This window comes from Synechococcus sp. 60AY4M2 (genome assembly GCF_002760375.1).
In the GTDB taxonomy this organism is placed as follows: Bacteria; Cyanobacteriota; Cyanobacteriia; order Thermostichales; family Thermostichaceae; genus Thermostichus.
Map to the genome: position 1 here is coordinate 3097937 of NZ_AUMZ01000001.1, position 23648 is coordinate 3121584.

Annotated in this window: 20 protein-coding genes; 11 read left to right on the forward strand and 9 right to left on the reverse strand. The window is 61.3% G+C overall.

All coding sequences use genetic code 11. From position 1 onward, the window contains the following. Window positions 1–129: 129 nt before the first annotated feature. Window positions 130–1827, forward strand: coding sequence for a dihydroxy-acid dehydratase (ilvD, locus tag SYN60AY4M2_RS13575; RefSeq protein WP_099813398.1), 1698 nt, complete (start codon window positions 130–132; stop codon window positions 1825–1827). A gap of 175 nt (window positions 1828–2002) precedes the next feature. Here the strand turns inward: ilvD and SYN60AY4M2_RS13580 are convergent, their stop codons facing one another. Continuing rightward, complete coding sequence (locus SYN60AY4M2_RS13580; protein WP_099813157.1) at window positions 2003–4048, reverse strand: PhoX family phosphatase; 2046 nt, start codon at window positions 4046–4048, stop codon at window positions 2003–2005. Window positions 4049–4291: 243 nt separating this feature from the next. Continuing rightward, a complete protein-coding gene (locus SYN60AY4M2_RS13585) occupies window positions 4292–5662 on the reverse strand; it encodes a DUF2079 domain-containing protein (RefSeq protein ID WP_240527868.1) in 1371 nt (456 codons plus the stop codon). A 369-nt stretch (window positions 5663–6031) separates the two neighbouring features. Between SYN60AY4M2_RS13585 and SYN60AY4M2_RS13590 the strand changes: the two genes are divergently transcribed. The 4 genes from SYN60AY4M2_RS13590 (at window position 6032) to fmt (ending at window position 11222) form a co-directional block, all read left to right on the forward strand. Further along, a complete protein-coding gene (locus tag SYN60AY4M2_RS13590; RefSeq protein WP_099813159.1) occupies window positions 6032–7756 on the forward strand; it encodes a 4Fe-4S dicluster domain-containing protein in 1725 nt (574 codons plus the stop codon). A gap of 288 nt (window positions 7757–8044) precedes the next feature. Further along, on the forward strand, window positions 8045–9445 hold the full coding sequence (gene mgtE / locus SYN60AY4M2_RS13595) for a magnesium transporter (protein WP_099813160.1): 1401 nt from the start codon (window positions 8045–8047) through the stop codon (window positions 9443–9445). 76 nt (window positions 9446–9521) lie between these two features. After that, on the forward strand, window positions 9522–10229 hold the full coding sequence (locus SYN60AY4M2_RS13600; RefSeq protein ID WP_071813519.1) for a hypothetical protein: 708 nt from the start codon (window positions 9522–9524) through the stop codon (window positions 10227–10229). Between the two features lie 24 nt (window positions 10230–10253). Then, a complete protein-coding gene (gene fmt / locus SYN60AY4M2_RS13605; protein ID WP_099813161.1) occupies window positions 10254–11222 on the forward strand; it encodes a methionyl-tRNA formyltransferase in 969 nt (322 codons plus the stop codon). Between the two features lie 84 nt (window positions 11223–11306). Here the strand turns inward: fmt and radC are convergent, their stop codons facing one another. The 3 genes from radC to SYN60AY4M2_RS13620 are packed head-to-tail and all read right to left on the reverse strand — an operon-like array spanning window position 11307 to window position 14791. Continuing rightward, the gene (radC, locus tag SYN60AY4M2_RS13610; protein WP_011430522.1) at window positions 11307–12038 is read right to left on the reverse strand and encodes a DNA repair protein RadC; all 732 of its coding nucleotides are present in this window, start codon (window positions 12036–12038) and stop codon (window positions 11307–11309) included. A 7-nt stretch (window positions 12039–12045) separates the two neighbouring features. Then, window positions 12046–13737: a phospholipid carrier-dependent glycosyltransferase gene (locus SYN60AY4M2_RS13615; protein ID WP_011430521.1), complete on the reverse strand. Its 1692-nt coding sequence runs from the start codon at window positions 13735–13737 to the stop codon at window positions 12046–12048. Further along, window positions 13730–14791, reverse strand: coding sequence for a CIA30 family protein (locus SYN60AY4M2_RS13620; protein WP_011430520.1), 1062 nt, complete (start codon window positions 14789–14791; stop codon window positions 13730–13732). The genes SYN60AY4M2_RS13615 and SYN60AY4M2_RS13620 overlap by 8 nt, the downstream gene beginning before the upstream one ends. A gap of 391 nt (window positions 14792–15182) precedes the next feature. Here SYN60AY4M2_RS13620 and psbV point away from each other — a divergent pair, with 391 nt between their 5' ends. The 4 genes from psbV to SYN60AY4M2_RS13640 all read left to right on the forward strand — a co-directional run bounded on the left by psbV (window position 15183) and on the right by SYN60AY4M2_RS13640 (window position 17698). Beyond that, on the forward strand, window positions 15183–15719 hold the full coding sequence (psbV, locus tag SYN60AY4M2_RS13625; protein WP_011430519.1) for a photosystem II cytochrome c-550: 537 nt from the start codon (window positions 15183–15185) through the stop codon (window positions 15717–15719). Next, window positions 15719–16243 carry a photosystem II cytochrome PsbV2 gene (gene psbV2, locus SYN60AY4M2_RS13630; protein WP_011430518.1) on the forward strand — a complete coding sequence of 175 codons (525 nt, stop codon included), beginning with the start codon at window positions 15719–15721 and terminating at the stop codon, window positions 16241–16243. Before psbV ends, psbV2 begins: the two co-directional genes overlap by 1 nt. 70 nt (window positions 16244–16313) lie before the next feature. Then, complete coding sequence (locus SYN60AY4M2_RS13635; protein WP_011430517.1) at window positions 16314–16814, forward strand: hypothetical protein; 501 nt, start codon at window positions 16314–16316, stop codon at window positions 16812–16814. Beyond that, window positions 16802–17698 (forward strand): sulfatase-like hydrolase/transferase, encoded by an 897-nt coding sequence (locus SYN60AY4M2_RS13640; RefSeq protein WP_083759164.1) that lies wholly within the window; start codon window positions 16802–16804, stop codon window positions 17696–17698. The genes SYN60AY4M2_RS13635 and SYN60AY4M2_RS13640 overlap by 13 nt, the downstream gene beginning before the upstream one ends. Window positions 17699–17778: 80 nt before the next feature. Here SYN60AY4M2_RS13640 and SYN60AY4M2_RS13645 read toward each other — a convergent pair whose 3' ends face one another. The 4 genes from SYN60AY4M2_RS13645 to SYN60AY4M2_RS13660 form a co-directional block, all read right to left on the reverse strand. Next, window positions 17779–18915: an AI-2E family transporter gene (locus SYN60AY4M2_RS13645; protein ID WP_011430515.1), complete on the reverse strand. Its 1137-nt coding sequence runs from the start codon at window positions 18913–18915 to the stop codon at window positions 17779–17781. A gap of 21 nt (window positions 18916–18936) precedes the next feature. After that, window positions 18937–19713 carry an enoyl-ACP reductase FabI gene (gene fabI / locus SYN60AY4M2_RS13650; protein WP_011430514.1) on the reverse strand — a complete coding sequence of 259 codons (777 nt, stop codon included), beginning with the start codon at window positions 19711–19713 and terminating at the stop codon, window positions 18937–18939. A 59-nt stretch (window positions 19714–19772) separates the two neighbouring features. Continuing rightward, window positions 19773–21578, reverse strand: coding sequence for an aspartate--tRNA ligase (aspS, locus tag SYN60AY4M2_RS13655; RefSeq protein ID WP_099813162.1), 1806 nt, complete (start codon window positions 21576–21578; stop codon window positions 19773–19775). Window positions 21579–21650: 72 nt separating this feature from the next. Continuing rightward, a complete protein-coding gene (locus SYN60AY4M2_RS13660; RefSeq protein WP_240527869.1) occupies window positions 21651–22604 on the reverse strand; it encodes a zinc ABC transporter substrate-binding protein in 954 nt (317 codons plus the stop codon). 44 nt (window positions 22605–22648) lie between these two features. Between SYN60AY4M2_RS13660 and SYN60AY4M2_RS13665 the strand changes: the two genes are divergently transcribed. Beyond that, entirely contained in the window at window positions 22649–23404 is a 756-nt protein-coding gene (locus SYN60AY4M2_RS13665; RefSeq protein ID WP_099813164.1) for a metal ABC transporter ATP-binding protein, read from the forward strand. An 82-nt stretch (window positions 23405–23486) separates the two neighbouring features. Continuing rightward, the coding region (locus SYN60AY4M2_RS13670) for a helix-turn-helix domain-containing protein (RefSeq protein WP_143597332.1) at window positions 23487–23648 on the forward strand (162 nt) is incomplete at its 3' end.

Below are 23648 nucleotides of genomic sequence, written 5' to 3' on the forward strand. Positions count from 1 at the left end.
GCTTTAGATTTGGCCTGCCGGCAGGGTTCTCGTTCGGCTTGCCTGGCGAAAAACCGAGTAGGATAGGTTCTACTTGTTTTTTTTGAATTGGATCCCAGCGCGGGCTTATTGTCCCGCTCTTTACCTATGATGGCCAACCCTCCTTTTCCGCTGCGCAGCCAAGTGGTCACCCAGGGGGTGCAGCGCTCTCCCAACCGCGCCATGCTCAGGGCCGTGGGCTTCCGCGATGAGGATTTCGGCAAGCCCATTGTCGGCATCGCCAACGCCCACAGCACCATCACTCCCTGCAACATCGGCATCCAAACCCTGGCCGAGCGCGCCGAAGCTGCCCTCAGGGCCGCCGGCTGCATGCCTCAGGTCTTCGGCACCATCACCATCAGCGACGGCATTTCCATGGGTACGGAGGGGATGAAATACTCCTTGGTGTCGCGGGAGGTGATCGCCGATTCTATCGAGACGGTGGTCAACGGCCAGAGCATGGATGGTCTCTTGGCCATCGGCGGCTGCGACAAAAACATGCCGGGGGCGATGATCGCCATGGCCCGTCTCAACGTGCCCGCCATCTTCGTCTACGGCGGCACCATCAAGCCGGGGCATTACAACGGCCGCGACCTCACCATCGTCAGCGCCTTTGAAGCCGTAGGGGAGTACAGCGCTGGCCGCATCTCCGAGGACGAGCTGCTGGCAGTCGAGCGCCATGCTTGTCCCGGTGCTGGATCCTGCGGCGGCATGTACACGGCCAACACCATGTCCAGCGCCTTTGAGGCCATGGGCATGAGCCTGCCCTACTCTTCCACGATGGCGGCAGAGGACGAAGAGAAAGCCGAAAGCGCTGCCCAATCGGCCAAGGTCTTGGCTGAGGCCATCCAAGCCAATATCCGACCCCGGGACATCATCACCCGCCAGAGCATTGAGAACGCCATCTCGGTCATCATGGCGGTAGGGGGATCCACCAACGCCGTGCTCCACTTTTTGGCCATTGCCCACGCAGCAGAAGTGCCCCTGACGCTGGATGACTTCGAGACCATCCGCGCCCGCGTGCCCGTCCTCTGCGACCTCAAGCCTTCAGGCCGGTTTGTTGCCACCGATCTGCACCGGGCCGGCGGGATCCCCCAAGTAATGAAGATCTTGCTCAACCACGGCCTGCTGCACGGCGACTGCCTCACCATCTCCGGCCAGACGATTGCCGAGGTTTTGCGGGACGTGCCCGACGAGCCCAGCCCCGACCAAGAGGTCATCCGCCCCTGGCACAGCCCCCTTTACCCCCAAGGGCACATCGCTATCCTCAAAGGCAACCTCGCGCCCGAAGGGGCGGTGGCCAAGATCAGCGGCGTCAAGACTCCCAAGATCGCGGGGCCGGCGCGAGTCTTCAACTCAGAAGAATCCTGCCTGCAGGCCATCCTCGCCGGCCAAATTCGACCGGGGGACGTAGTGGTGATCCGCTACGAGGGCCCCAAGGGCGGCCCCGGCATGCGGGAGATGCTCTCCCCCACTTCGGCCATCATCGGCGCCGGCCTGGGGGACAGCGTGGGCCTGATTACCGATGGCCGCTTCTCCGGCGGCACCTACGGCATGGTGGTGGGCCATGTGGCCCCTGAGGCCTACGTAGGCGGCCCCATTGCCCTGGTGGAGGAAGGGGATCTCATTACCATCGATGCCCCCGCTCGCCTGTTGCACCTGCATGTTAGTGAGGAAGAGCTGGCCCGCCGCCGCGCCCGCTGGTCTCCTCCTGAGCCTCGCTACAAACGGGGCACCCTAGCCAAGTACGCCAAGCTGGTCTCCAGCAGCAGCCTGGGGGCGGTGACGGATTTAAACCTGTGGGATTAATTTCCCTCACCCCCAGCTCGTCTCCCAGAGGGAGAATTGGTACTTGAGAGATAGCTCCAGATTCCTGACCCTGCAGGGATCAGCCTTGCTGGGTTAAGTGCAAGAAAGCGGCAGAGATGAAGGATCCCTGCCGCCTGATTGCGTGATGCGGTTGATAATGAGGATTCAGCGCCGATTAAGTGCCGATGATCCCGCCGTCATTTTTGGTGATCACCACCACCGCCGAGCGGGGGTAGAGATTGGGGTCGTAGTCTGGCCAGCGGGAATCGACCTTGCCGGCAGCAAAGTCGTCCTCGCTGGTGGTGGCGCCTGGGTGCTGCACGTTGATGAACATGGTGCGCTGATCGGGAGTGGTGACCACACCGGTGATCTCCTGCCCAATCGGCCCGGTCAAGAAGCGGCGAATTTCCCCTGTATCCGGATCGGCAGCCAACATTTGGTTATTGCCAAAAGGAGCAAAATCCCCTTGGTTGAGATTGCTTTCGCTGGTGTCGGTCTGGATCCAGAGGCGACGGCTGGCGTCGAACCACAGCCCATCGGGAGAATTGAAGATGTTGTCTGCGTTGAGAGGCTGCCCTGACAGGGTACGGCTGTCGGCGGAGGGGCCGGCCAAGACAAAGATGTCCCACTCGAAGCGGGTGGACTGGGGACTGCCCATCTCTTTCCAGCGGATGATGTGGCCCCACTGGTTCTTGGGACGGGGGTTGGCAGCGTTCACCTGGTCTGGTTCCCGACGGCTGTTGTTGGTCAGGGTGAAGTAGACCATGCGGGTTTGCGGATCCACCGCTCCCCACTCAGGCCGGTCCATTTTAGTAGCACCGACAAAATCCGCCGCCGTGCGGGTATTCACCAACACATCTGCTTGGCTGGTGAAGCCGTTTTCCGGGGTTAGACCGTTTTTCCCAAACACCAGCGGCAGCCACTCCCCTGTGCCATCTTCGTTGAACTTGGCCACATACAAGGTGCCATTGTCCAACAGATGTCCACCCGCCGTTTCCTTGCGGTAGGGCTCGGCAGAGACGTACTTGTAGATGTACTCAAAGCGGGCATCATCCCCCATATAGGCCACAATCGGCTGGCCTTCCACCGGCGGCTGAAACACCACGCCTTCGTGGGCGAAGCGGCCCAGAGCGGTGCGCTTCTTGGGCGTGCTGCTGGGATCAAAGGGATCGATCTCCACCACCCAGCCGAAGGTGTTGGGCTCGTTGCGGTAGTCCTGGGTGGGATCGGCGCCCGTGGGGGTGGCGTTGAAGCGGATGAACTCGTCGGCTTTGTTGCTGGCCAGCTCCCAGCCGTAGCGGGAGGTCTCGGTGCTCACGCCGTAGCGCTTGTGCTCGCGGGGCAGGTTGGGCTTTTGATCCGGCCCTTTGCTGGTGTTGGTGAAGTAGCCGGCCCAGTTTTCTTCGCAGGTGAGGTAGGTGTTCCAGGGGGTAACGCCGTGGGCGCAGTTGTTCAAAGTACCCCGGGTCATTGTGCCTTCAGGGCTGAACTTGGTTTTCACGAAGTCGGATCCCCGCACCGGGCCGTGGATCTCCATGAGGGTAAGACCGGTGATGCGGCGGTTGAGGCGATCCCGCACCACAGTCCAGTTGCCGTCCCCCTGCTGCTTGATGTGGACAATGCTCACCCCGTGGGCGTTCAGCTCTTTGAGTACTTGATCGGGATCGCGGCTGCCGTCGGGATTGACCGGATAGTCCTCGTCGTCAAACTTTTGCCCCTTGGCGGCAGCGTGCATGAAGCGCGGCTCCACATACTCGTGGTTGAACACCAACAAGCCCTCATCAGAGCGGCCCTGCCAGGGATCCTTCCCATCAATGGGGAAGAAGTGCATGCCGTCGTGGTGGCTGCCCACCTGCATCCCTTGCTCGGCGCCGGTGTTTTCCAGCTTGAACTGTGGGTAGGTGCCGGTGATGGGGGTACCCCAGGCCAGCAGCGGTCGAGCCGTGTAGCCTTCGGGCACCACCACTTTGTCTTCTGCACTCACGGGGATCGCCTTGAAGCCCAGCAAGGAGCTGCCGCTGGCCGCTTTGGCAGATTTGGAAGCGCCGTTTAGCGCCGGCAGGCCGAAAAAGGTGGCCACTGCCGCCGCAATGCCGCCCTGCAGCACTTGGCGCCGCTGCAGGCGGGTTTCCAGAATGCTGCTGAAGGTAGGGTTGGGCGAATGATTGCACAGAGGCTCGTCCCCATGACGGAGCCGGGGGCCATGCGGATTGCTATTCACTTTGGTTCTCCTCTTCTCTTGTCTTGTCGGTCTTCTAGAAGCTAGATGTTTTACAAAAAACATCTATTCCCCGCGTGACTGTTTTCACGCATAAGGATAGGCACTACAAAACTAGTGGCTCGAAGTTAAGGAGAGACCAAGCCCAGGTTAAGCCTTGCCGATTTGGAGAATTTCTTTAGATCGACGTAACAATTTTTTTTAACGATTTGTTGCGATGAGGCAGGGCATTGCTGCGGCTGCCTGTCAGGATCTTTCTCGTAGCTTGGAGAACAGATACACCCCATCGCGATGGTAGAGAAGTCGAAATGAGGTTTCGTTTTGTAAAGCGGCAATCAGGGTCTGGGAGAACTCTGGGCTGCTGCGCCACCCCGGATGGCGGCTGTTGAGCAAGACATAATCAAAGGGATCCCATTGGTCGGGAGGGGATCCCTTAAAGCGGCTCTCGTCGGTAAAGTAAATAACCCGCCGATGGGTGAGGTGGGGGCTGATCTCATGGGTGGTGAGAACGCCCCCTGAGGTGGCGATCTGGGCAAGGGCCTCACGAGTGGCCTGCCAAGTGTCGAGAGACTGGAGATAGAGGGAGCCGAAAAAGGTATACTTGGCCAAAGCCAAAAAAGCCAGCAAAGACCAGATCAGGGCTGTTTTGTTTACTTTCGCAGAAGAGGCGGGAGGGTTGGTCGTCTTCCCGTTTTCGATAACAGCTAGAAATAGAAAAGGAACAACAGGCAGCGCGTACTGGTGCACCAGGTCCCGATAAGCAGGATTGCTAGAAAGGATATTCAGCCCCAAAGTTGGCAGGGCAGGGATCCAGGGATCCCAGTGGCGCCAAGAGAGGCCCCAAGCCACAGGGATGACTAACAAAAATCCATAGAATAGGGTGTCGAGAGAGAAGACCTTGCCCAGGACTAATGTTGGCTTGAGAACCAAGTTTTGGATAATTTCAGGAACAGAACTGCCCAAATAGCTATAGTGAGAAACGGCTGCCGGCTCGCTGCCACTGAAGTGAGGAATAATCCAAAAAGTAGCCACGCCAAACCAAGCCGACCCTGCCGCTATGGCAAGCCAGCCGGCCACTTGGCAGCGCCGTTGCCAGCGCTTGTCAATCCGCCGGCTTTCCCAGATCAAAAGCCAAACTCCCAGGGCAGCGACATTGAGAGACAATGCCGCCTTACAGCCGAGGATGCCGCCTAGGCACAGCAAAAACCCCCACAGCTTGCCAGAGCGAACACAGAGTATAGCGGCCAAAAAAAGGGGAACGGCCAACACTTCTGGATGAAAATCAAAAAGGTTGGCGTTGAAGATGGCTGGGTAGAGAAGATAGGCGGCGGCAATTGTTCTCGCCCTGCCAGAATCAATCTCGGCCTGGAGCGCCAGATGGTAAACGGCCAGCGCTCCCAGCGTTAGTGCCAGAGCTTGGATGCCAAACAGCCAATATACAGAGGGAACAATGCGATACAAGAGACTGAGAGGATACAAGATAAAAGCTGCGTGATCCCCAAGAATGTGGATCCCGCGAATAGTAGAAAAAGGAACCTCGCCACGGCTGATTAAATAAACAGCTTGGTCGAAAATACCGAGATCATACCCTCCCGACTGAAACAAGTGGTGCCGCACAACGCTGCAGCCTAAAAGAACAAAGAAGGCTCCAACCAGCGTTGCCAAGAAAGACTTGGACAGAGGATGTTCCTTCATTGCCGCCTACAACTTGTTTAGCGTAGAATCCAAGCTCTGCCAGCTAGCAGTAAGACCGCAAGCCAGCTCAAAGACAGCCCCTTTTTCTCTGGCAAGAGAGGCTCGAATCCGGCTAGCTGGAAAAATTGCAGGAAGGAGGGATCCCTACCCAAGCAAGGCAAGAGGCTGGGGGTGGGCCCCCGCGGGGAGAACGCCCAAAGCCTTGAGAAGGTCTAAAGTTTTGGGATCTTTCCACTTTTCCTTTCTAGGATACGGGCAGACTCTCCAGAGCCACTGGGTGGGGAATTTTGCATGAGTGACGCCATCCGCTACGACCTGCTTTTGGTGGGGGGGAGCTCCTCCAACCTGATCCTGGCCCATCGCCTTTTGGATCTGGCCAAGCTCTCGGGGCTCAAGCTCTCCATCGCCCTTTTGGAAAAAGCCCGGCAATTCGGCGGGCACATCATCAGTGGTGCCATCTGCAATCCCCAGGTAATCGCCAGGCTTTTCCCGGATTTTGAGAGCCAAGGATTTCCCCACGAGGGGCGGGTGGAGGTGAGCCACCTGAGCGTACTGGGATCCCAGGAGCGCTGGGACTTGCCAGAGGCGGCGATCCCAAAGGGGCTGCGCAAACAGGGGCAGTTCATCCTTACCCTCAGCCATGTCATCCGCTGGCTGGCCGAAACCCTGCAGGAAAAAGCCAAAGGGATCCCCAACGTCACCCTGGATGTGTTCCCCGGCTTTGCCGCCCACGAGATCCTCTATGACGGCGAGCGGGTCATTGGGGTGCGGGTAAGCGACTCCGGCCAGGTTTATGAAGATTGCGTCTTTGCCGAGCTCACCTGCTTCGGGGACAAGGGATTTATCTCCAAAGATCTGGTCGAGAAGTTTCACCTGCGCCCCCGCCCGCAACTGTGGTCGGTGGGGGTCAAAGAGCTGTGGCAGATCCCTTGCTCACTGCAGGGGCAGGTGTGGCACACCCTGGGCTACCCGGTTTTGGATGGCAGCTTCAGCGGCGGCTTTGTCTACGGCCTCAAAGATAACCGCCTGGCCCTGGGCTTGATCATCGGCCTCGACAGCAAAAACCCCAACCTCAACCCGCAGCAGCGCCTGCAGGAGTTCAAGGCCCACCCCTGGATCCAGTCCCTCATTGCCGGCGGCAAGTTGCTCAAATATGGGGCTGCCGTCATTCCTGAGGGGGGCTACTACAGCTTGCCCAGCCGCTTTGGCGTCGAAGGGGCTTTGCTTTTGGGCGATGCCCTGGGGGTGCTGGATGTGGGCAGCCTGGCCGGGATCAACAACGCCATGGAGACCGGCTACCTGGCGGCGGGCCTCATTCACGACGGCTTTTTGAAAGGGGATCTGCGCATCCAAGCGGCCTACCAAAAAGCAGTGCTGGAGAGCTCCGTCGGCCAAGATCTCTACCGCAGCCGCTATTTTCGGGAAGCCTTTCTGGAAAACTCCCGCCTGCTGGAAGCATACCTGCCCCAGATCTGCCGCAGCGTCGATGCCGGCCATCCCTGGCTGGGATCTCTGCGCTGGGGCCTGCAGGATCCCGTGCGTCGTGGCGGAGAACTCCTGCGCGCCTACACCTTGCTCAGCGGACGGGTCAGCGCCGGCGAGCCGCCCCCCCAAGGCTATGTCGCCCCCCATGCCGCCATCCAAGCGGACTTTGTGGCTCCCCCAGGTCTGGATCCCGAAACATTGACCACGCGAGCGGGCTATTTCTCGCGATCCGATGCCGTCTTTTTTGCGGATCCCCGCTACCCCGAAGGCAACCGGCACATCCTCGAGTTCAGCGCCGAGATCTGCCGCCAGTGCATTGCCACCTACGACAAGCTCAACCGCCCCACCCCCTGCGTGGCCGATTGCACCGCGGAAGTCCACCACATCCGCGAGCAAAACGGCATCCGCTCCCACGCCATGGCTTTGGAAAACTGCATCCAGTGCCGCACCTGCGAGATCGTCTGCCCCCACTTAAACCTGCGGGTTAACCCCAGCTACGAGGGATCCGGCCCCGACTTTTATGGGCTCTAGCCGAGCTGTGGCCAGCGAAATAGGGGCTCAGCCTTGCTGGCATTATTGACGTTCTCTCCAGGGCCCCCCGTAGACGGGGGGTTGGGGAGGACGCCATAACCCCAACTACTGGGCCAAGCCGAGATACTTGCGTCGGATATTGCTCGAACCAATACCGTGGATCGAAATCCGCAGGCGCTCGTGACATCATCATAAAGTCGAGATAAGGCGGCTTATCCCCAGGGCTAAAGTCCGGGGCTTGCGCCGCCCGACCTTTGGTTACAGCTAGAGTTGCAGGGAGCAAGGCCGTTGAATTCCGCCCCGCTGATCCCACCCGCCCCCAGTCCTGAGTTGAGCCGCGAGCAATCTTGTGAGCTCTTGCGCGGCCAGCTCAGCTTGGCCTTAAAGGAAAACAACTTGGAACAGGCCAAATCTCTCCTGCTGCCGGTGCAGCCGGTGGACATTGCCGAGGTCATTGGGGAGTTGCCGGAGGCGCAGCAGGCTCTGGCCTTTCGCTTGCTGCCCAAGGATCTGGCTATCCGCGTTTACGAACACCTGGACATAGAGCTGCAACAGACGCTGCTGCGCGAGTTCAGAAGCCAAGAGATCCAGGACATCCTGGACAAGATGTCGCCGGACGACCGGGCCCGCCTCTTCGACGAACTGCCGGCCAAGGTGGTTGCCGAACTGCTGCCGCAGCTCAGCCCCGAAGAGCGGGAAGCCACAGCCTTGCTGCTGGGCTATGCCCCCAACACCGCGGGGCGGATCATGACTCCGGAATACATTTCCCTGCGAGAGAACCTGACCGCAGCCGAGGCGCTGGAGCGGGTGCGCCTCTTGGCCCGCGAAACCGAGACCATCTACTACCTCTACGTCACCGACCAAGAGCGACACCTGACGGGAACCCTGTCCTTGCGGGAGTTGGTGATGGCCGACCCGGCCCAGCGGCTGGAGGAGGTGATGAACCGGGAGGTGGTGTTTGTCAGCACCCACACCGACCAAGAAGAAGTGGCGCGGGTCATCCAGCGGTACGACCTGTTGGCGGTGCCGGTGGTGGATGCCGAGCGGCGACTGGTGGGGATCGTTACGGTAGATGATGTACTGGACATCCTGGAGCAAGAGGCCACCGAAGACATCTACTCCTTGGGGGGGTTGCAGTCTGGAGAAGAGGACTATTTCGACCTCAGCTTTTGGCAGGCGGCCCGCAAGCGGGTGGTGTGGCTGCTGATTTTGCTGTTTACCAACACCTTTACCAGCACGATTATTGCCGGTCAGGAAGAAGTCTTAAGCCAGGTGATTGCCCTGGCGGCTTTTATCCCCCTGTTGGTGGATAGCGGCGGCAACGTCGGCTCCCAGTCTTCGACGGTGGTGATTCGCGGCCTGAGCACGGCGACGGTGCGCCTCAAGGACGGGTTTGGGGTGCTGGCCCGGGAAGCGGCGGTGGGAGCCATGCTGGGGATCATGCTCAGCTTGATCACCATCGGCTGGGCCTATGCCCTGCAGCGGGATCTCTTGGTGGCGATCAGCGTCGGGCTGAGCCTATTTGGGATTTCTGTTCTCTCTTCGGTGTCGGGGGCGGGGCTGCCCTTTTTGTTCCGCTCCTTCGGCTTCGATCCCGCTTTGATGGCTACCCCCTTCATCACCACGATTGTGGATGTGCTAGGGGTGTTGATCTACTTCTCCGTTGCCCGCTTAATCCTGGGAATCTAGCCCCGGCTGGCAACCCCTCCAAGCCCTTGCCGAACTTGGGCTAGGTTGGATCTGGTCTTGTTGCGGATCCCTGCCGATGTCTGACCATTCTGTGGAGGTCCAGGCGGCTCTCCCGGAGATCGTGGCTCGCTTGCAAGCAGCCCTGGGATCCCAGGGGCTGGGACATCTGCAGGTGCAGGCGCGTCTTTCCGGACACCGCCTGTTGCTGCGCCTGGAAGGGGATCCCCTCCCGGATGCGGATCGGCTGCTGCAGGGCCTCTTGCCAACCCTAGAGGAAATAGCGTTGAGCTACCGGCAGCGCCAGGTGGAGCTGTTTGGCTTTCCCCCCAACGAAGGGATCCCGGAGTGGCACCGCGAGTGGCGCTACCAGCCGCCGCCCAACCCCAACAGCCCCTTGTATCGCGCCCAACGCGGGGATGGAGAAGCCATCCAGTATGTGCTCGACTACCTGCTGCGCCCGCAGGGGATCCAGGCCCGCGTCCATCTGCACCCCAAGCTGGGCCTCTTACAGGTGAACTTGCAGGCAGCGGAAGTTCCGGATCCGGCTTGGGCCAAGGACTTTGTGCGGCGGGCCTTGACCCGTCTGGAATGGACCTTTGTGCAGCGGCTGCGGCTTTCCGGGCAAAAGCTGGGCTCCTTCTTGCCGGCCTGGAGCCAAGAGTTCGATCTCAAACAGCCCGCCTTTTGGCAGGCTTCCCCGACCAGGCTTTCTCCCTTTCCTTCTCCAGCAGCCGACGCCGCCGAGGGCGAGCCCTCTCCACCTTCCCCGGCCGCTCTAGACTAAAGGGCAGGGCTCAGGGGGTCGGCCATGCGGGTTGTTTTCTTTGGCACGCCGGAGTTTGCTCTGCCCTCGCTGCAGATCTTGTTGCAGCCGCAGTCTCCCTTTGAAGTGGTGGGATTGGTCTGCCAGCCGGATCGGCCGCAGGGGCGAGGACAGAAGGTGCTCCCCCCGCCCACCAAGATCCTCGCCCAAGCCCACGGGATCCCGGTGTGGCAGCCTGGCCGGCTGCGGCGGGATCCAGAGGTGCTGGCGGCGCTAGAGGCGCTGGCTGCCGATGTGTTTGTGGTGGTGGCCTACGGCCAGATCTTGCCGCCGGCGGTGCTGCAGATGCCCAAGCTGGGCTGCATCAATGTCCACGCTTCCCTCCTGCCGGCCTATCGCGGCGCCGCCCCCATCCAGTGGGCCATTGCCAACGGCGAGACCGAGACCGGCGTCACCACCATGCTCATGGACGAAGGCATGGATACGGGGGCCATCTTGCTGCAGGCCAAGCTGCCCATCGAGCCGGAGCAGACCGGCTTGGAGCTGGCCTCCCAACTGGCCCAACGGGGGGCAGAGCTGCTGGTGGAAACCCTGGTGAAACTGGAAAAAGGAGAGCTGACCCCCATTCCCCAGGATGACTCGCGGGCAACCTATGCCCCCCTGCTTAAAAAACAGGACTTCCAGCTCGACTGGCAGCGCCCGGCCCAGGCCTTGCACAACCAAATCCGCGCCTTTTCCCCGGACTGTTTTACCGGCTTGCAGGGGCAGCGGATTAAGATTGTCCGCTCCGCCGCTCCCCAGTTGCACCCGCCACCTGCCGAGCTTCCCCCGGGCAGCCCCGGAGAAGTGGTGGGACTGGCCAGGGGAGAAGGGGTGTATGTGGCCACAGGGGAGGGATCCCTCCTCATCCGGCGGGCCCAACTGCCCGGCAGGAAGGAACAGTCGGCCTGGGATCTGGTCAACGGCGGCCAACTCAGGGTGGGCATGCGCTTTGAGGTGCTGCCGGATCCCTAGCCCCGGCCCCCCTCTTGTCCCCCCGCCTGCGGGGGGATGTAGGGGGGCGGGGGTGGTCGCGTTAGCGGCGCGAAGCGCTTGGAACTACTCGGGCTGGGGAAATTCCTCCCACAGGCGGGTGTGTTGGCGCAGGCTGAGGAACTGCCCGCCGCCGAGGATGAGGTGATCCAAAACCGGGATCTGCAGCAGTTGCCCCGCCTGCAAGAGTTGCCGGGTGAGAGCAAGATCTTCCGGGCTGGGATCCAAGCTGCCGGAGGGGTGGTTGTGGGCCACCAGGATGCGGCTGGCCCCTTGCCTAATGGCGCTGCGGAAGGTTTCCCGCGGGTGGGTGAGGGTTTCCGTGGCGGTTCCCCGGGTTACGATCTGCTGGCCGATGAGGCGGTGTTTGATGTCCAGGTGCAGGACGGCAAAATGCTCCTGGGGCTCCCACATCAGGTCGCCGCTTAGGGCCATGGCCGCCTGTTCCGGCGATTCAATCACCGTCCGCTCGGGGGGTCGGGCCAAAAAGATCCGCCGCCCCAGCTCGATGGCGGCCAACACTGTTGCTGCTTTGGCTGGGCCAATGCCCTCAATTTGCAGCAGCTCTCCGGCTTCCACCTGGCGCAGTTGGGCCAGGGGATCCCCTTGGGCTTCCAATGTTTTCAAGAGCAACTGGGCCAGGCCCACAGCCGAGAGCTTGCCCGGCCCCTGGCCGGTATTGAGCAAAATGGCCAGCAGCTCGGCGTGGGAGAGGCTTTTGGCCCCTTGGCTGAGCAGCCGCTCGCGCGGGCGATCCTGAAGGGGAAGGTCGCTGATCCGCAACACGTACTGGCCCATATCTTCCCTAGGTTTTCTTCAACAGCCAAAAGGGGCTGCGGCGCTCCACGGCCTGCCAAGCTGCCGCTGGGATCCCTGGCTCCGTTAGCTCAGCTACAAAGGGATCCCAGGTCACCAGATAGTCGGGCACCTGGCCTTGGGCTTGCCAGGCAGCCAGCTCCTCCAGCTTGGCGGCATAGGGCACCCGCAGCGGACCATAAAAATAGGGTACAAACGAGCGGAGCCCGTAGAGGCCAACCCTTCCCGAAAGAGCCGGTTCTGGGCCGGCAAACTGGCGGAAAAAGTAGACGGATCCCCCCTGGGTATGCTGCAACACCCTTGGGAAGATGCAGCTCCAGGCCAACTGGGCGCTGAGTCCAGTGGCCAAGAGCAAGATGGCCCATCCCCGAACGCTCTGCCGCGCCCTGATCCAGGCCAGTCCCCCCAGCACCAGGAGCAAAGCAGGGCCATAGGTGAAGAAGGGCCATTCCACCTCGGCCTGTAGGTATCCCAGGGCCAAACGGCCGGTTAGGCTGTCGGGGATCCCCAAGGCGGCCCCCACTTGGGCCCGCAAAGCCGGATCCTGGGATCCCAGCCACGGCAATAGCAGCCACAGGGCCAGCCAACCCAGGCCGCTGAGCAGGATCCAGGCAGTTTCCCCAAAGCTGGGCCCCCTTTTCTCGGCAACCAGGCCTTGCAGGCGCAGGGCGGCAAAGTAGGCGCCGATGGGGTAAAGCAGCGAGGTGTAGTGGATCAACTTGGTTTGCACCAGGAGCGAAAACAGGGCCAGCACCACCCCAAAGGCCACCAAGAGCAGGCGTTCTGCCCGCTGAGTTAAATCCGCAGCCGCCGAGTCAATACTCCTGGGGATCCTCTCCAGGATCCCGGCCAGGGCCAAAGCCCCCCAGGGAAAGCACCCCCAGGCAAAGGCCAAAAGATGCAGGTAGACCGGGCCCGGATGGCCGCTGGGGGTACTCACCAGACCCCACTGGTAGTGCCAAAACGCCGCCAGCCACTGCAGCCCCCGCGCTGTCACTTCCAGCACCAGCCAGGCCAGGGGAACAGCCGCCGCCAGGCCCAAAAAGATCACCATCTCCCCCCACCCCATTGGCGGATCCCGCTGCCAGAGCTTGTAGAGGATCCAGATGGCTAGCGGCAACACCAGCCCCACCGGCCCCTTGGCCAACACCGCCAGGCCCAAAGCCAGCGCGCCCAGAGCTCTCCACCCCTGACCGGAGCGCCCGGCCCGACGCGCCTCCTCAGCAGCCCAAAGGGATCCCAGCCCCACGCCCATACCCAAATTCAGCAGCGGGTCGATGAGGCCGGTTTTGTAGAAAAACAGGGGCAGGTAGCCCGTCAGGAGCAGGATCCCCCAGAGGCAGCCAAACCCCGCCCCGCGCAGCCGCCCTCCCCACGCCACCAAAAGGGCTACGGTGATCCCGCCAACCCAGGCATTGGGCAGCCGCGCCGCCCCTTCGTTGACCCCCAGGGCCGCCATCGCCAGGGCCTGCAGCCAAAAAAAGAGGGGGGGCTTTTCGAAAAAAGGCTCGCCGTTAATTTGCAAAGCCAGGGGATCGCCGCTGGCCAGCATCTGCCGCGCCAAGCTGGCGTAAATGAGCTCGTCCCAGTCAAACAGGTAAGGGATCCCCTGGCCCGCCCACAGCCATAGGCCGGCCAAAAGCCCCAGGGATCCCTTGAGGCGGCCCAGAAGCTTAGCCATGGACAGCTTCTAGAGGCACCACCCGGCCCACACTCTCGGGCGAGTGCAATAGCCGCAGCAACTGGGCTGCCAGAGCGGATCCCTCGATCTCTGCAGGAATCTCCACCCCACACCAGCGGCTGGAGCTCTCCCGCAAGGCCGCCACCCAATCGGGAGTTAGGGATCCCCGCGCCACCCCCATCAGTTGCGGCAGCGGATCGCGGCGGTAGAGCCCGATCCAGCGCAGGCCCAGTTGGAAGGGCCCAGGCCGAAAGCGGGGGTTGGGGCTGCCGTCCGCCTCAAACTTGCTCAGCATCAGTTGCAGGGAATAGATCTGGCGGGTATTCAAAGGGGGAGCAGCAACCCGGCGGGCGCGAAAGGTAGGCACCATCTCGGCAAAAGGCACCTGGACGGTCTGCTCTTCCCCTGGGGTGGTGTCGAAGGCATAGCCGTAGGCCGGGCTGTCCCAACCCCCTTGATCCCGCAGCAGAACCTTGTAGCGCTGCCCATCCCCCCGCAGCCGCAGCTCCAGGCCGGCAAACCCCGACACATCCAAGGGAGGCTGCCAGTTGCGGGTGCGCGTGGAAACAAAGCCGCCGAAGTTGGCCGTGGAAACCTGCCCCGTAAACAGCAGCTCGCCCTCGCCCCAGAGCAGTTGGCTTTGGCTCACCCCGCCCATCACCACATCGTCTAGGATGCCCCAGAACTGGTTCACCTGGGGGTCAGGCCGGCGAAAGTCAAAGAGCATCTGTTCCGTCTGGCCGCTGCGGCGCAGCCGCTCCAGGTGGGCCTTAGCTTCCTCCCGGTTCTCCAGACCCAGGATGACCCTGGCTGTCACCTCATCCCCTCTCTCCTGGACTTCCGCCCCCTGCTGTTGCAGCGCCTCCGCCAGCCCCACTGGTAGGCCATCGCCCAAGAAGATCACGGGAAGAGGAGCTGAAGTCGCCAGGGAAGGAGGCATGAAGTCAACCGCTGCTGCTTGGAACCCATTCTGAACCCAGCGCCATAGGTCGGCAAAGGGCAGCGCTTCGTAGTAGGTCAGCGTGTTCCAAAACCGCCCCAGGTCCCAAGGCATTGCCTACCCACTTAGAGAACGCACGCAGGAGAGATGCTTACAGGATAGCCCCAGCCAGGGGATCCCTGGCAATTGAACCGCCTTTGAGGACTCCTCAACCCTATCTGTCCCAACCTCTGCTGTCCTCTCCAGGAGGAAAGAGATCCCTTCTCCGAGTTTGCTTTTGTGTATCGCATTGCCGATCTCGGCAGGGTGGGGGCAATAACCCGACCGTTGAAGGGGCCCTGAATTCGCAATCAAACTTAACACCAAGGTCGAAGAGAACGCCTTGCAAAACGGATCCCGGATCCCATCTGCAAATGATCTCGCAATGGTCTATTCTTGATCCTGTTGTCGGGTTTGTCGCTGGAGCAGAGCTGACCCCTTTTCTAAGATCGAACTACGGAGAACCATGTTTAGCAAATTTTTTTCTCTTCAGAAAGCGTTCGCGGCGGCGCGTCGTCGGTTACTGATCCTGATCTTGGTTTTGGGGATGGCCGGGTATGCCTGGGGGCCGGCCTTGGCGGCCAGGCAGATTCCTCCTGTAGCCTTGTCGCCAACCGAGTCCATCACTTTCACGGAAGCGCAACTGGCCAGAGGAAAGCAGTTATTCAACAGGGCCTGTGCCCAGTGTCATGTGGGTGGACAGACCTATCCCAATCCGGATGTTACCTTGAAGCTCTCGGATCTGGAGGGGGCAACACCTCCCCGCGATAATGTGTTGGCGATCGTGGACTACATCAAGAACCCGGTCACCTATGACGGGGTAGAGTCCCTGGTGGAATATCATCCCAACACCCAGCTTCTAAGTGAGTATCCTCGCCTGCGCAACCTCACCGATGAGGATCTGAAGTTAATTGCCGGCTACATCCTAGTGCAGGCTAAGACCGTGCCCGGCTGGGGCGGCACCAAGAGCGAATCCCACAGTGACCTTTCGGCCTATCTCTGATGCCTGGGCAAACTCAAGGGGCAAAGCGGTGGCGGGTCCCGGGCCGTGGCTGGAGGTGGGCCGGGATCCTGCTTCTGGTATGGCTAGGGCTAGCTAGCCCAGCAGCAGGCCGCATTGATCCTTACGTGAGCCACTATCTGCGAACCACTGAGCCGATAGAGCTGCCCTGGGATGCGGAAGGGCACATGCTCACCTTTACTCCAGAGCAACTTACCGACGGGAAAAATCGCTTTCAGTCCGCCTGTCTGAACTGCCACGTGGGTGGCTCTACCCTACCGGCCCCCAACATTTCCCTTTCGCTCAAGGACTTGCGCGGCGCCACCCCACCCCGCGACACCATTCAAGCCTTGGTGGAGTACCAACGGGATCCCCGCAGCTACGATGGCACCGAGGTTAGCTATGGCTGCCGCCCCGTGCCCCCCTCCTGGATGGATGATGAAGCGCTGCGCAACCTGGCTGCCTTTATCCTCAGGGCGGCTCAAGTGGCTCCGGGCTGGGGATCCAACGCAATCGGAGGTGGCTGAGGAGTCGGGGTTTCCTCCGCCGCTCCTTGCAGGGGTGGTGGTAGCCTGGTGAAGAGGGAAGGTGGCGGCCATGCTCCAGAATATCCGCTCCATACTCCTGGGCCTGTGGATACTGACCCTGCTCGTTTTCCTTGTCCAAAACTGGGGATCTGCGGCAGCCGTAGTCGTAGCCGGGCAAGCTGGCGCTGCGATTCCTTTGTCGCTGACGCTCTTGACGGCCTATGGGGTAGGAGTGGGCTTGGGGTTTCTGTATGTGGGCGCTTGGCGGCTGCACGACCGGGTATTCCAGCGACAGGCAATCCGCAAGTTAAACCAGCTCATCGAGCGAGTGCGCTTTTTGGAAGCGCAGATGATTCCCCCCGACCACTATTTGCCTCAGGATCTGCCGGATCCCCAGGCAGGCCGCTATTCCTACTCCAATATCCCGCCGGAACGCATTCGCGACCCGGCTCCTAAATCTGCCAATCCTGAGGAAGAACTTGAGGAGGAAGACGACGCGGCCACAGCCCCCAACTGGCGGATCGTCCGACGGCCCTATTCTGCCCAGGAGGAAGAGGAATGGGACTCTTGAACTGGTGGCGATCTTCTGCGGCTCCCTCGTCTGAGTCCGACCCTCGACCGGAACCCCAGGGACAGAATAACTATCTGCTGATCGTTCTCGACAGTTGCCGTTTCGACAGCCTGCTGGCCGCCAACCCCAAGCATCTGCTCAAGCTGGGATCCCTGGAAAAGCGCTGGAGCTACGCTTCCTGGACGGCTCCCGCCCACTACAACCTGCTCATGGGCCTGCTGCCCCACACCAGCCCCACCCAGGTTTTCGCGTCTGAACACTACAAGCAGGAATATTTGCGCTACAACGAGCGCCTCGGTACCCGGCAGCCGATCGAGTTCAAGCATCTGCTGCCCCACCTCTATTTGCCGACGCTACTGAAGCACCAACTGGGCTACACCACCCACGCCATGGTCTCCCTGCCGGTGCTCAACCCCAGCACCCTGCTCAACCGCGACTTCGATTCCTACCGCCTCATGCCGCGCCACAACGACATGGCAGCCATGGTGGAGCAGTTGCGCTTTGATCCGGATCGCCCCAGCTTTTACCTGTTGAATGTGGGCGAAACTCACTATCCCTACGCCCTGCCCGATGAGGATCCCAGCCTGTGGCCCCGCATCTCTGGGGTGAATGGCGTGTTAAAGCGCCTGGATGAAGGGGAAGAGGCCGGGATCCCCTTTTTCAGCGCCGCCCAGTTGGAGGAGCTGCGCCAGCGGCAGATCGAGGCGGTGCGCTACCTAGATGGGGTTTTTGAACAATTGTTCGATCTGGTTCCCAAAAACACCTACATCACCGTTACCGCCGACCACGGCGAATTGTTCGGGGAAGGGGGCTATTTTGGCCATGGCCCCATCCACCACGAAAAGGTGCTGGAGGTGCCTTTTATCGAGGGAAAAATTCGCTGAGGCCCTCACCCCCGGCCCCTCTCCCAAAGGGAGAGGGGAGATACGGATTCGGGTTCGGCTCCGCTTGGAACGTCAGCACGCTAAACCTGTTGGGTCTCCGGTTTGGGCAAGGTGGGATCCCGGCGAGTTTCTCTGCGACTTTCGCCCAGAGAGGTCACTCTCGTGGTCGAGTCCAAGCCCTCTTCGGCGGCCAAGTCGGCGGAACGCGCGATCTCGTAGAGGCTTTTCACCACACTGGTTAGGGGAATCGCGACGATGACGCCCAGGATGCCCCCCAGTTGCGCCCCCACCAACAGGGCGATCAAGATCCACACCGGGTTGAGGCCGATCAGTTCCCCCATCAGGCGGGGGGCGATGACCCGATCCTTAACCTGCTGCACAATTAGGGAGACCAGCACCACCTTGAGGCTGAGCCAGATATCCTGAAAGGCCAGCAGCACCGCTGCCGCGCCGATGCCAATAAAGCCCCCCACCAGTGGGATCACCTCCAGCAGGCCGATCAACAGGCCAAACAAAAGCCCGAAGGGCACGCGCAAAAACCCAAAAATTGGCACCAGCATCAGGGCCATGATGAACCCCAACACCAACTGGCTGATGAGAAAGTTCTGGAAACTCAGAGCCAGGGCTTCGCCGATGCGCGGTCCCCAGGGCTTGGGGAAGAGGCTGAGCAACCCCTGCCAGAACTGCCCCCCGTAGAGCAGCATGTAGAGGGCCAGCACCAACACCAACACCAGATCGATCACCTGATTGAAGGTGCCCAGGAGGATGTCCAGGGATTGGCCGGCAATTTTTTCGGCGCTGGCCTGCAGGCGGTTGAGGAGGGTGTTCACCAGCTCTGTCTGGCCGAGGTTGATGTTGCGCTCTGCCGCCCACAGGCTGATTTGATCCAGCCAGCTTTGTAAGGTATCCACCCACTCCGGGATCCGCGCCCCCAACTGCACCACCTGCTTGGCCAGGATGGGCACCACAGCGATCCCCACCAAGGCCAGCAGCACCACCGACAGGGCAAAAACCAGGGTGACTGCCAAACCGCGGCTTACCCGATAGCGCCGCAGCACCTGCACCGGATAGTTGAGCAAAAAAGCCAGCACCGCCGCCGTCAGGATGGTGGTGAGCAGATGGCCAAACAGCCGGCCCACCTGTAGGGCCAGCCAGCCGCTGATGACGATCAAAATCCAGGTGAGCAGCAGCCGCTGCAAAGGCGAGAAGCGATTCATGCCAGGGGGATCCCCAAGAGCCTAAAAACCCAGGATGCTATATCCACTATCCACATAGATCACCTGGCCGGTAATGCCGCTGGCCAGGTCGCTGGCCAGAAAAGCTGCCACATTGCCCACCTCGAGCTGGGTGATATTGCGCCGCAGCGGAGCTTTCTCCTCGACCGCGTGCAGCATGGCATGGAAATCAGCAATGGCCGAAGAAGCCAAGGTGCGAATGGGTCCAGCGGAGATGGCATTCACCCGGATCCCGGCGGGGCCCAGCTCGGCCGCCAGGTAGCGAACGCAGGTTTCCAGGCCCGCTTTGGTGACAGCGGCCATGTTGTAGTTGGGCACCACCCGCACCCCCCCCAAATAGGTGAGGGTGAGGATGCTGCTGCCGGATCTCAAGAGAGGCTTGGCGGCCCGGCAGAGGGCAATCAGGGAGTAGGTGCTCACATCCATGGCCAGGGCAAACCCTTCCCGCGAGATATCGCTAAAGTTGCCGCTCAGCTCTTCTTTTTTGACGAAAGCCAGGCAGTGAACCAAGATATCGACCTGACCCCATTTCTGGGCTATTGCCTGAAACAGCTCGTCAATCTGCTGGTCGCTTTGCACGTCGCAAGGGAGGAGAAAATCCGGCTGCAGGGGCTCGGTGAGCTGCTGGACTTTGGTCTTGAAGCGATCCCGCTCGTCCGGCAGATAGGTAACCCCCAACGTCGCCCCCGCTTTGTGCAGTTGCTGGGCAATGCCCCAGGCGATGGAGCGCTCGTTGGCAATGCCGGTTACCAAGGCTTTTTTTCCGGTCAGGTCTAGCATACGGAAAGGTGGGGTAGGTTCTTCTCTATCCTTCCACAGTCCGGAACAGGGGATCCTGTTCAGCCGGGCTGATAGGTGGAGGCCACGTGCAGTTCTTTGAGCTGCTTGGCCTCGACGCCGGAAGGGGCACCGGTGAGCAAACACCTGGCCTGCTGGGTTTTGGGAAAGGCGATGACATCGCGGATGGAATCTTCCCCCGCCAAGAGCATCACCAGCCGGTCTAGGCCATAGGCGATGCCGCCGTGGGGCGGGGTGCCGTACTCGAAGGCTTCCAGCAAAAAGCCAAACTTGTCCCGCGCCTGCTCAGGGGTAAGGCCAATGGTCTGGAAAACCTGCTCCTGGATCTCGCGCTGGTAGATGCGCAGGGATCCCCCGCCCACTTCCACGCCGTTCCAGACCAGGTCGTAGGCCTGGGCCCGCGCCGTTTTCAGGTCGGCCAAGTCGTCGGGGTGGGGGGCGGTAAAGGGGTGGTGCAGGGCTTCCAGGCGGTTTTCCTCGGCATTGAATTCAAACAGGGGAAAATCGGTGATCCAGAGGAGATTCAAGGCGTTCTCCGGGATCAAGCCCAGCTCCTGGCCCAGGTGCAGCCGCAGGCGGCCCAGCGACTCGTTGACCACGGCAGCCGGCCCTGCTCCAAACAGCAGCAGATCCCCCGGCTTGGCGTTGGTAAGCTGCAGCAACTGCTGTTCCTGCTCGGGGCTGAGGCTTTCTTTGAGGGCGCCGATGGTGTCGAGGCTGCCGGGCCGCACCCGGATGAAGGCCAGGCCACCCGCCCCGTACTGGGTGACCAGCTTGAACAGATCCCCGCCCGGCTTGATGCGGGTGTTGGAGATCTTTTCGTCGCCGCCCGGCACCGGCAGAACTTTGATCACACCGCCCTCTTGCAAGGCCTTGGCGAAGACCTTAAAGCCGGATCCCTGAAACAGCGGCGAAACATCCACCAATTCCAGCCCAAAGCGGGTGTCGGGCTTGTCGGAGCCGTAGCGGGCCATGGCCTCGGCATAGGTCAGCCGCGGGAAAGGGCGGGGCAGGTCGATGCCTTTGACGGTTTTGAAGATATGGCAGAGGAGCCGCTCGTTGAGTTCCAGGATCGCCTCCTGATCCATAAAGCTCATCTCCATGTCCAGCTGGGTAAACTCCGGCTGGCGATCCGCCCGCAGATCCTCATCCCGAAAGCAGCGGGCAATTTGGTAGTAGCGATCCACGCCGGCCACCATCAGCAACTGCTTAAAAAGCTGGGGCGACTGCGGCAGGGCAAACCACTCCCCGGGGTTGACGCGGCTCGGCACCAGGTAATCTCTGGCACCTTCGGGGGTAGAGCGGGTGAGGATGGGGGTCTCCACCTCGATAAAGCCTTCTTCGTCCTCCAGGAAGCGGCGGATGGCCTTGATGACCTGGTGACGCAGCTGCAGGTTGCGGGACAGGCGCTCTCGCCTCAAGTCCAAGTAGCGGTAGCGCAGGCGGATCTCCTCCCGCACCTCTTCCCCTTCCTCCCCCGAGACGTTGAAGGGAAGCTGCTTGCCCACCCGGCTGAGAATTTCCAACTCTTCCGCGTAGACCTCCACCTCGCCGGTGGCCAGGCGGGGATTAAAGGAGTCACTAGGTCTTTGGTGAACCGTTCCCGTTACCCGCACCACATATTCGCTGCGCACCTGCCCCGCCAGCTCGTAGGAGAGGGGGGTTTTCTGGGGATCGGCCACCAGTTGCACGATGCCGGAGCGATCCCGCAGATCCAAGAAGATCACACCGCCGTGGTCGCGGCGGCGGTCGATCCAGCCGTAGAGGGTGACGGTCTGGCCGATGTGGGCCGGGCGCACTTGGCCACAGTAGAGGGAACGAGGCGGGCGACGGATGGCAGCAGGCATGGACGCGGTGAGATAACGAGGGTCTGAGCCCCTATCATACAAAACTCAGCCCCACCGTCTCGATGCTGCCCCTCAAGGACAGTCAGGGGATCCGCCCAAGGCCGCCACGATGGTGCAGGTGTTGAGGCGCATCATGGCGACGTAGGTTTCGGCGCCGCTGCCTGCTTCCCCCAAAGAGTCCGAGTACAGTTCCTGTTCGGCTACCTGCACCCCGGCTTCGGCGGCCACCGTCTGGATGAGAGCGGGGTTAAGGGTGGTCTCGGCAAAGACCGCCGGCACCCCCAGGGCGCGGATCTCCTCCACCAACTGGGCCACCGTCTGGGCGCTGGGCTGTTCCTCGGTGCTGATCCCCAGGAGGGATCCCCCCATCTTCAGGCCGTAGGCTTGGGTGTAGTAGGCAAAGGCATCGTGGGTGGTCACCAGAACCCGGTTGGCGGGGGGAATGGTCTGAATCTGTTCCCCGATCCAGGTGTGGAGCTCCTCCAGCTCCGCCCGATAGGCGGCGGCATTGGCCTGGAAAAAAGCGGCTTCGTTGGGGACTTGCTCCGTCAGCTCCTGGGCAATGTGCTCCACCATGAGGATGACGTTTTCCACATTGCCCCACACGTGGGGATCCGGCGTCGGGATCCCGTCTTCATCGGCGACGATGGGCTCAAGGATCTCGGCCAGGGCAACCCGCCGCGCTCCTTGGGCCGTGGCCTCGATAAGACGAATTAACCCCGGCTCCAGGTTGTAGCCGTTGTAAAACACCAGATCCGCTTGCTCCAGGGCCGCGGCATCGGCCGGCGTCGGCTCATAGACGTGGGGATCCACGCCCGGCTGCAGCAGGCTGCTGAGCTGGATGCGATCCTGCCCCACCTGCCCTACCCAATCGGCAATCAAGGTGGTGGTGACCACGACGCGGGGACGCGCCACAGCCAAGCCAGCCAGGGACAGCCAACCCCCGATCACCAGGCCAAATCCCACCGCCAAGTGGCGCCCAGCAAAAAACAAAGCTTTCATTTTCATAATCGTTTCATGATTCATGTACCCCCCTAGGTTACACTGGTCTTGATGAAAATGAAAGGAAAATGAAAAAACCAGCGGTTTCTCTCCCGCTTCGTCCGGCCTCCCTGGTGGTGCGGGATCTGACGGTGCGCTACGGCAAGTTGCTGGCGTTGGAGAGGATCGGCGCCGAGATCCGGCCGGGGCGCATCACGGGCATCCTGGGGCCCAACGGGGCCGGCAAGAGTACATTGCTCAAGGCGCTGTTGGGGTTGGTGCCCAAAGAGGGGGGCGAGGTGCGCTACGGCGGCCAGGTGCTGCGGGGGGAGCAAGTGGCCTATGTGCCGCAGCGGTCGGCCATCGACTGGAGCTTTCCGGCCACGGTGTGGGATGTGGTGCTGATGGGACAGGTAAGAGCTGCCGGCTGGTTGCGCCGCATCGGGCCAGAAGGTCGGGAGCGGGCCGCGCAAGCCCTGGAGCGGGTGGGGATGGGAGCCTATCGGGATCGGCCCATTGGTCGGCTATCAGGGGGACAGCAGCAGCGGGTGTTTTTGGCGCGGGCTCTAGCGCAGGAAGCGGAGATCTACGCCCTGGACGAGCCGCTGGCCGGGATCGACCAGCCCAGCGAGGCCATTGTGTTTCAGGTGTTGCGGGAGCTGGCCGACGCCGGCCATATCGTGATAGTGGTGCACCACGACCTGGGGCAGGCGCTGGCCTACTTTGACGAGGTGCTGCTCCTCAACCGCGTGCTGATTGCCCAGGGATCCCCGCAGCAGGTGTTGCAGCCGCAGGTGTTGCAGCGGGCCTATGGCCGTATCCTGCCCTTGGACTCAGCTGCCTAGGGGGTGAGAGCATGACTCTAGTCAATGATATGCTGGACTATACTGAAAATAATGCCCAGTATGTTCAGTATGGCTGCTTGGTATGGCTAGGTATGTAAAACCGAGAGAAGCGGCGGATTATTTTGGGGTGTGTCTCCACACCTTGAGGCGATGGGAACAGAAGGGCTGGATCCATGCAGTACGTACACCATCCGGTAGGGCGAGAAGGTATGACCTCGACAGCTACATCAGAGCGCCCAAAAAG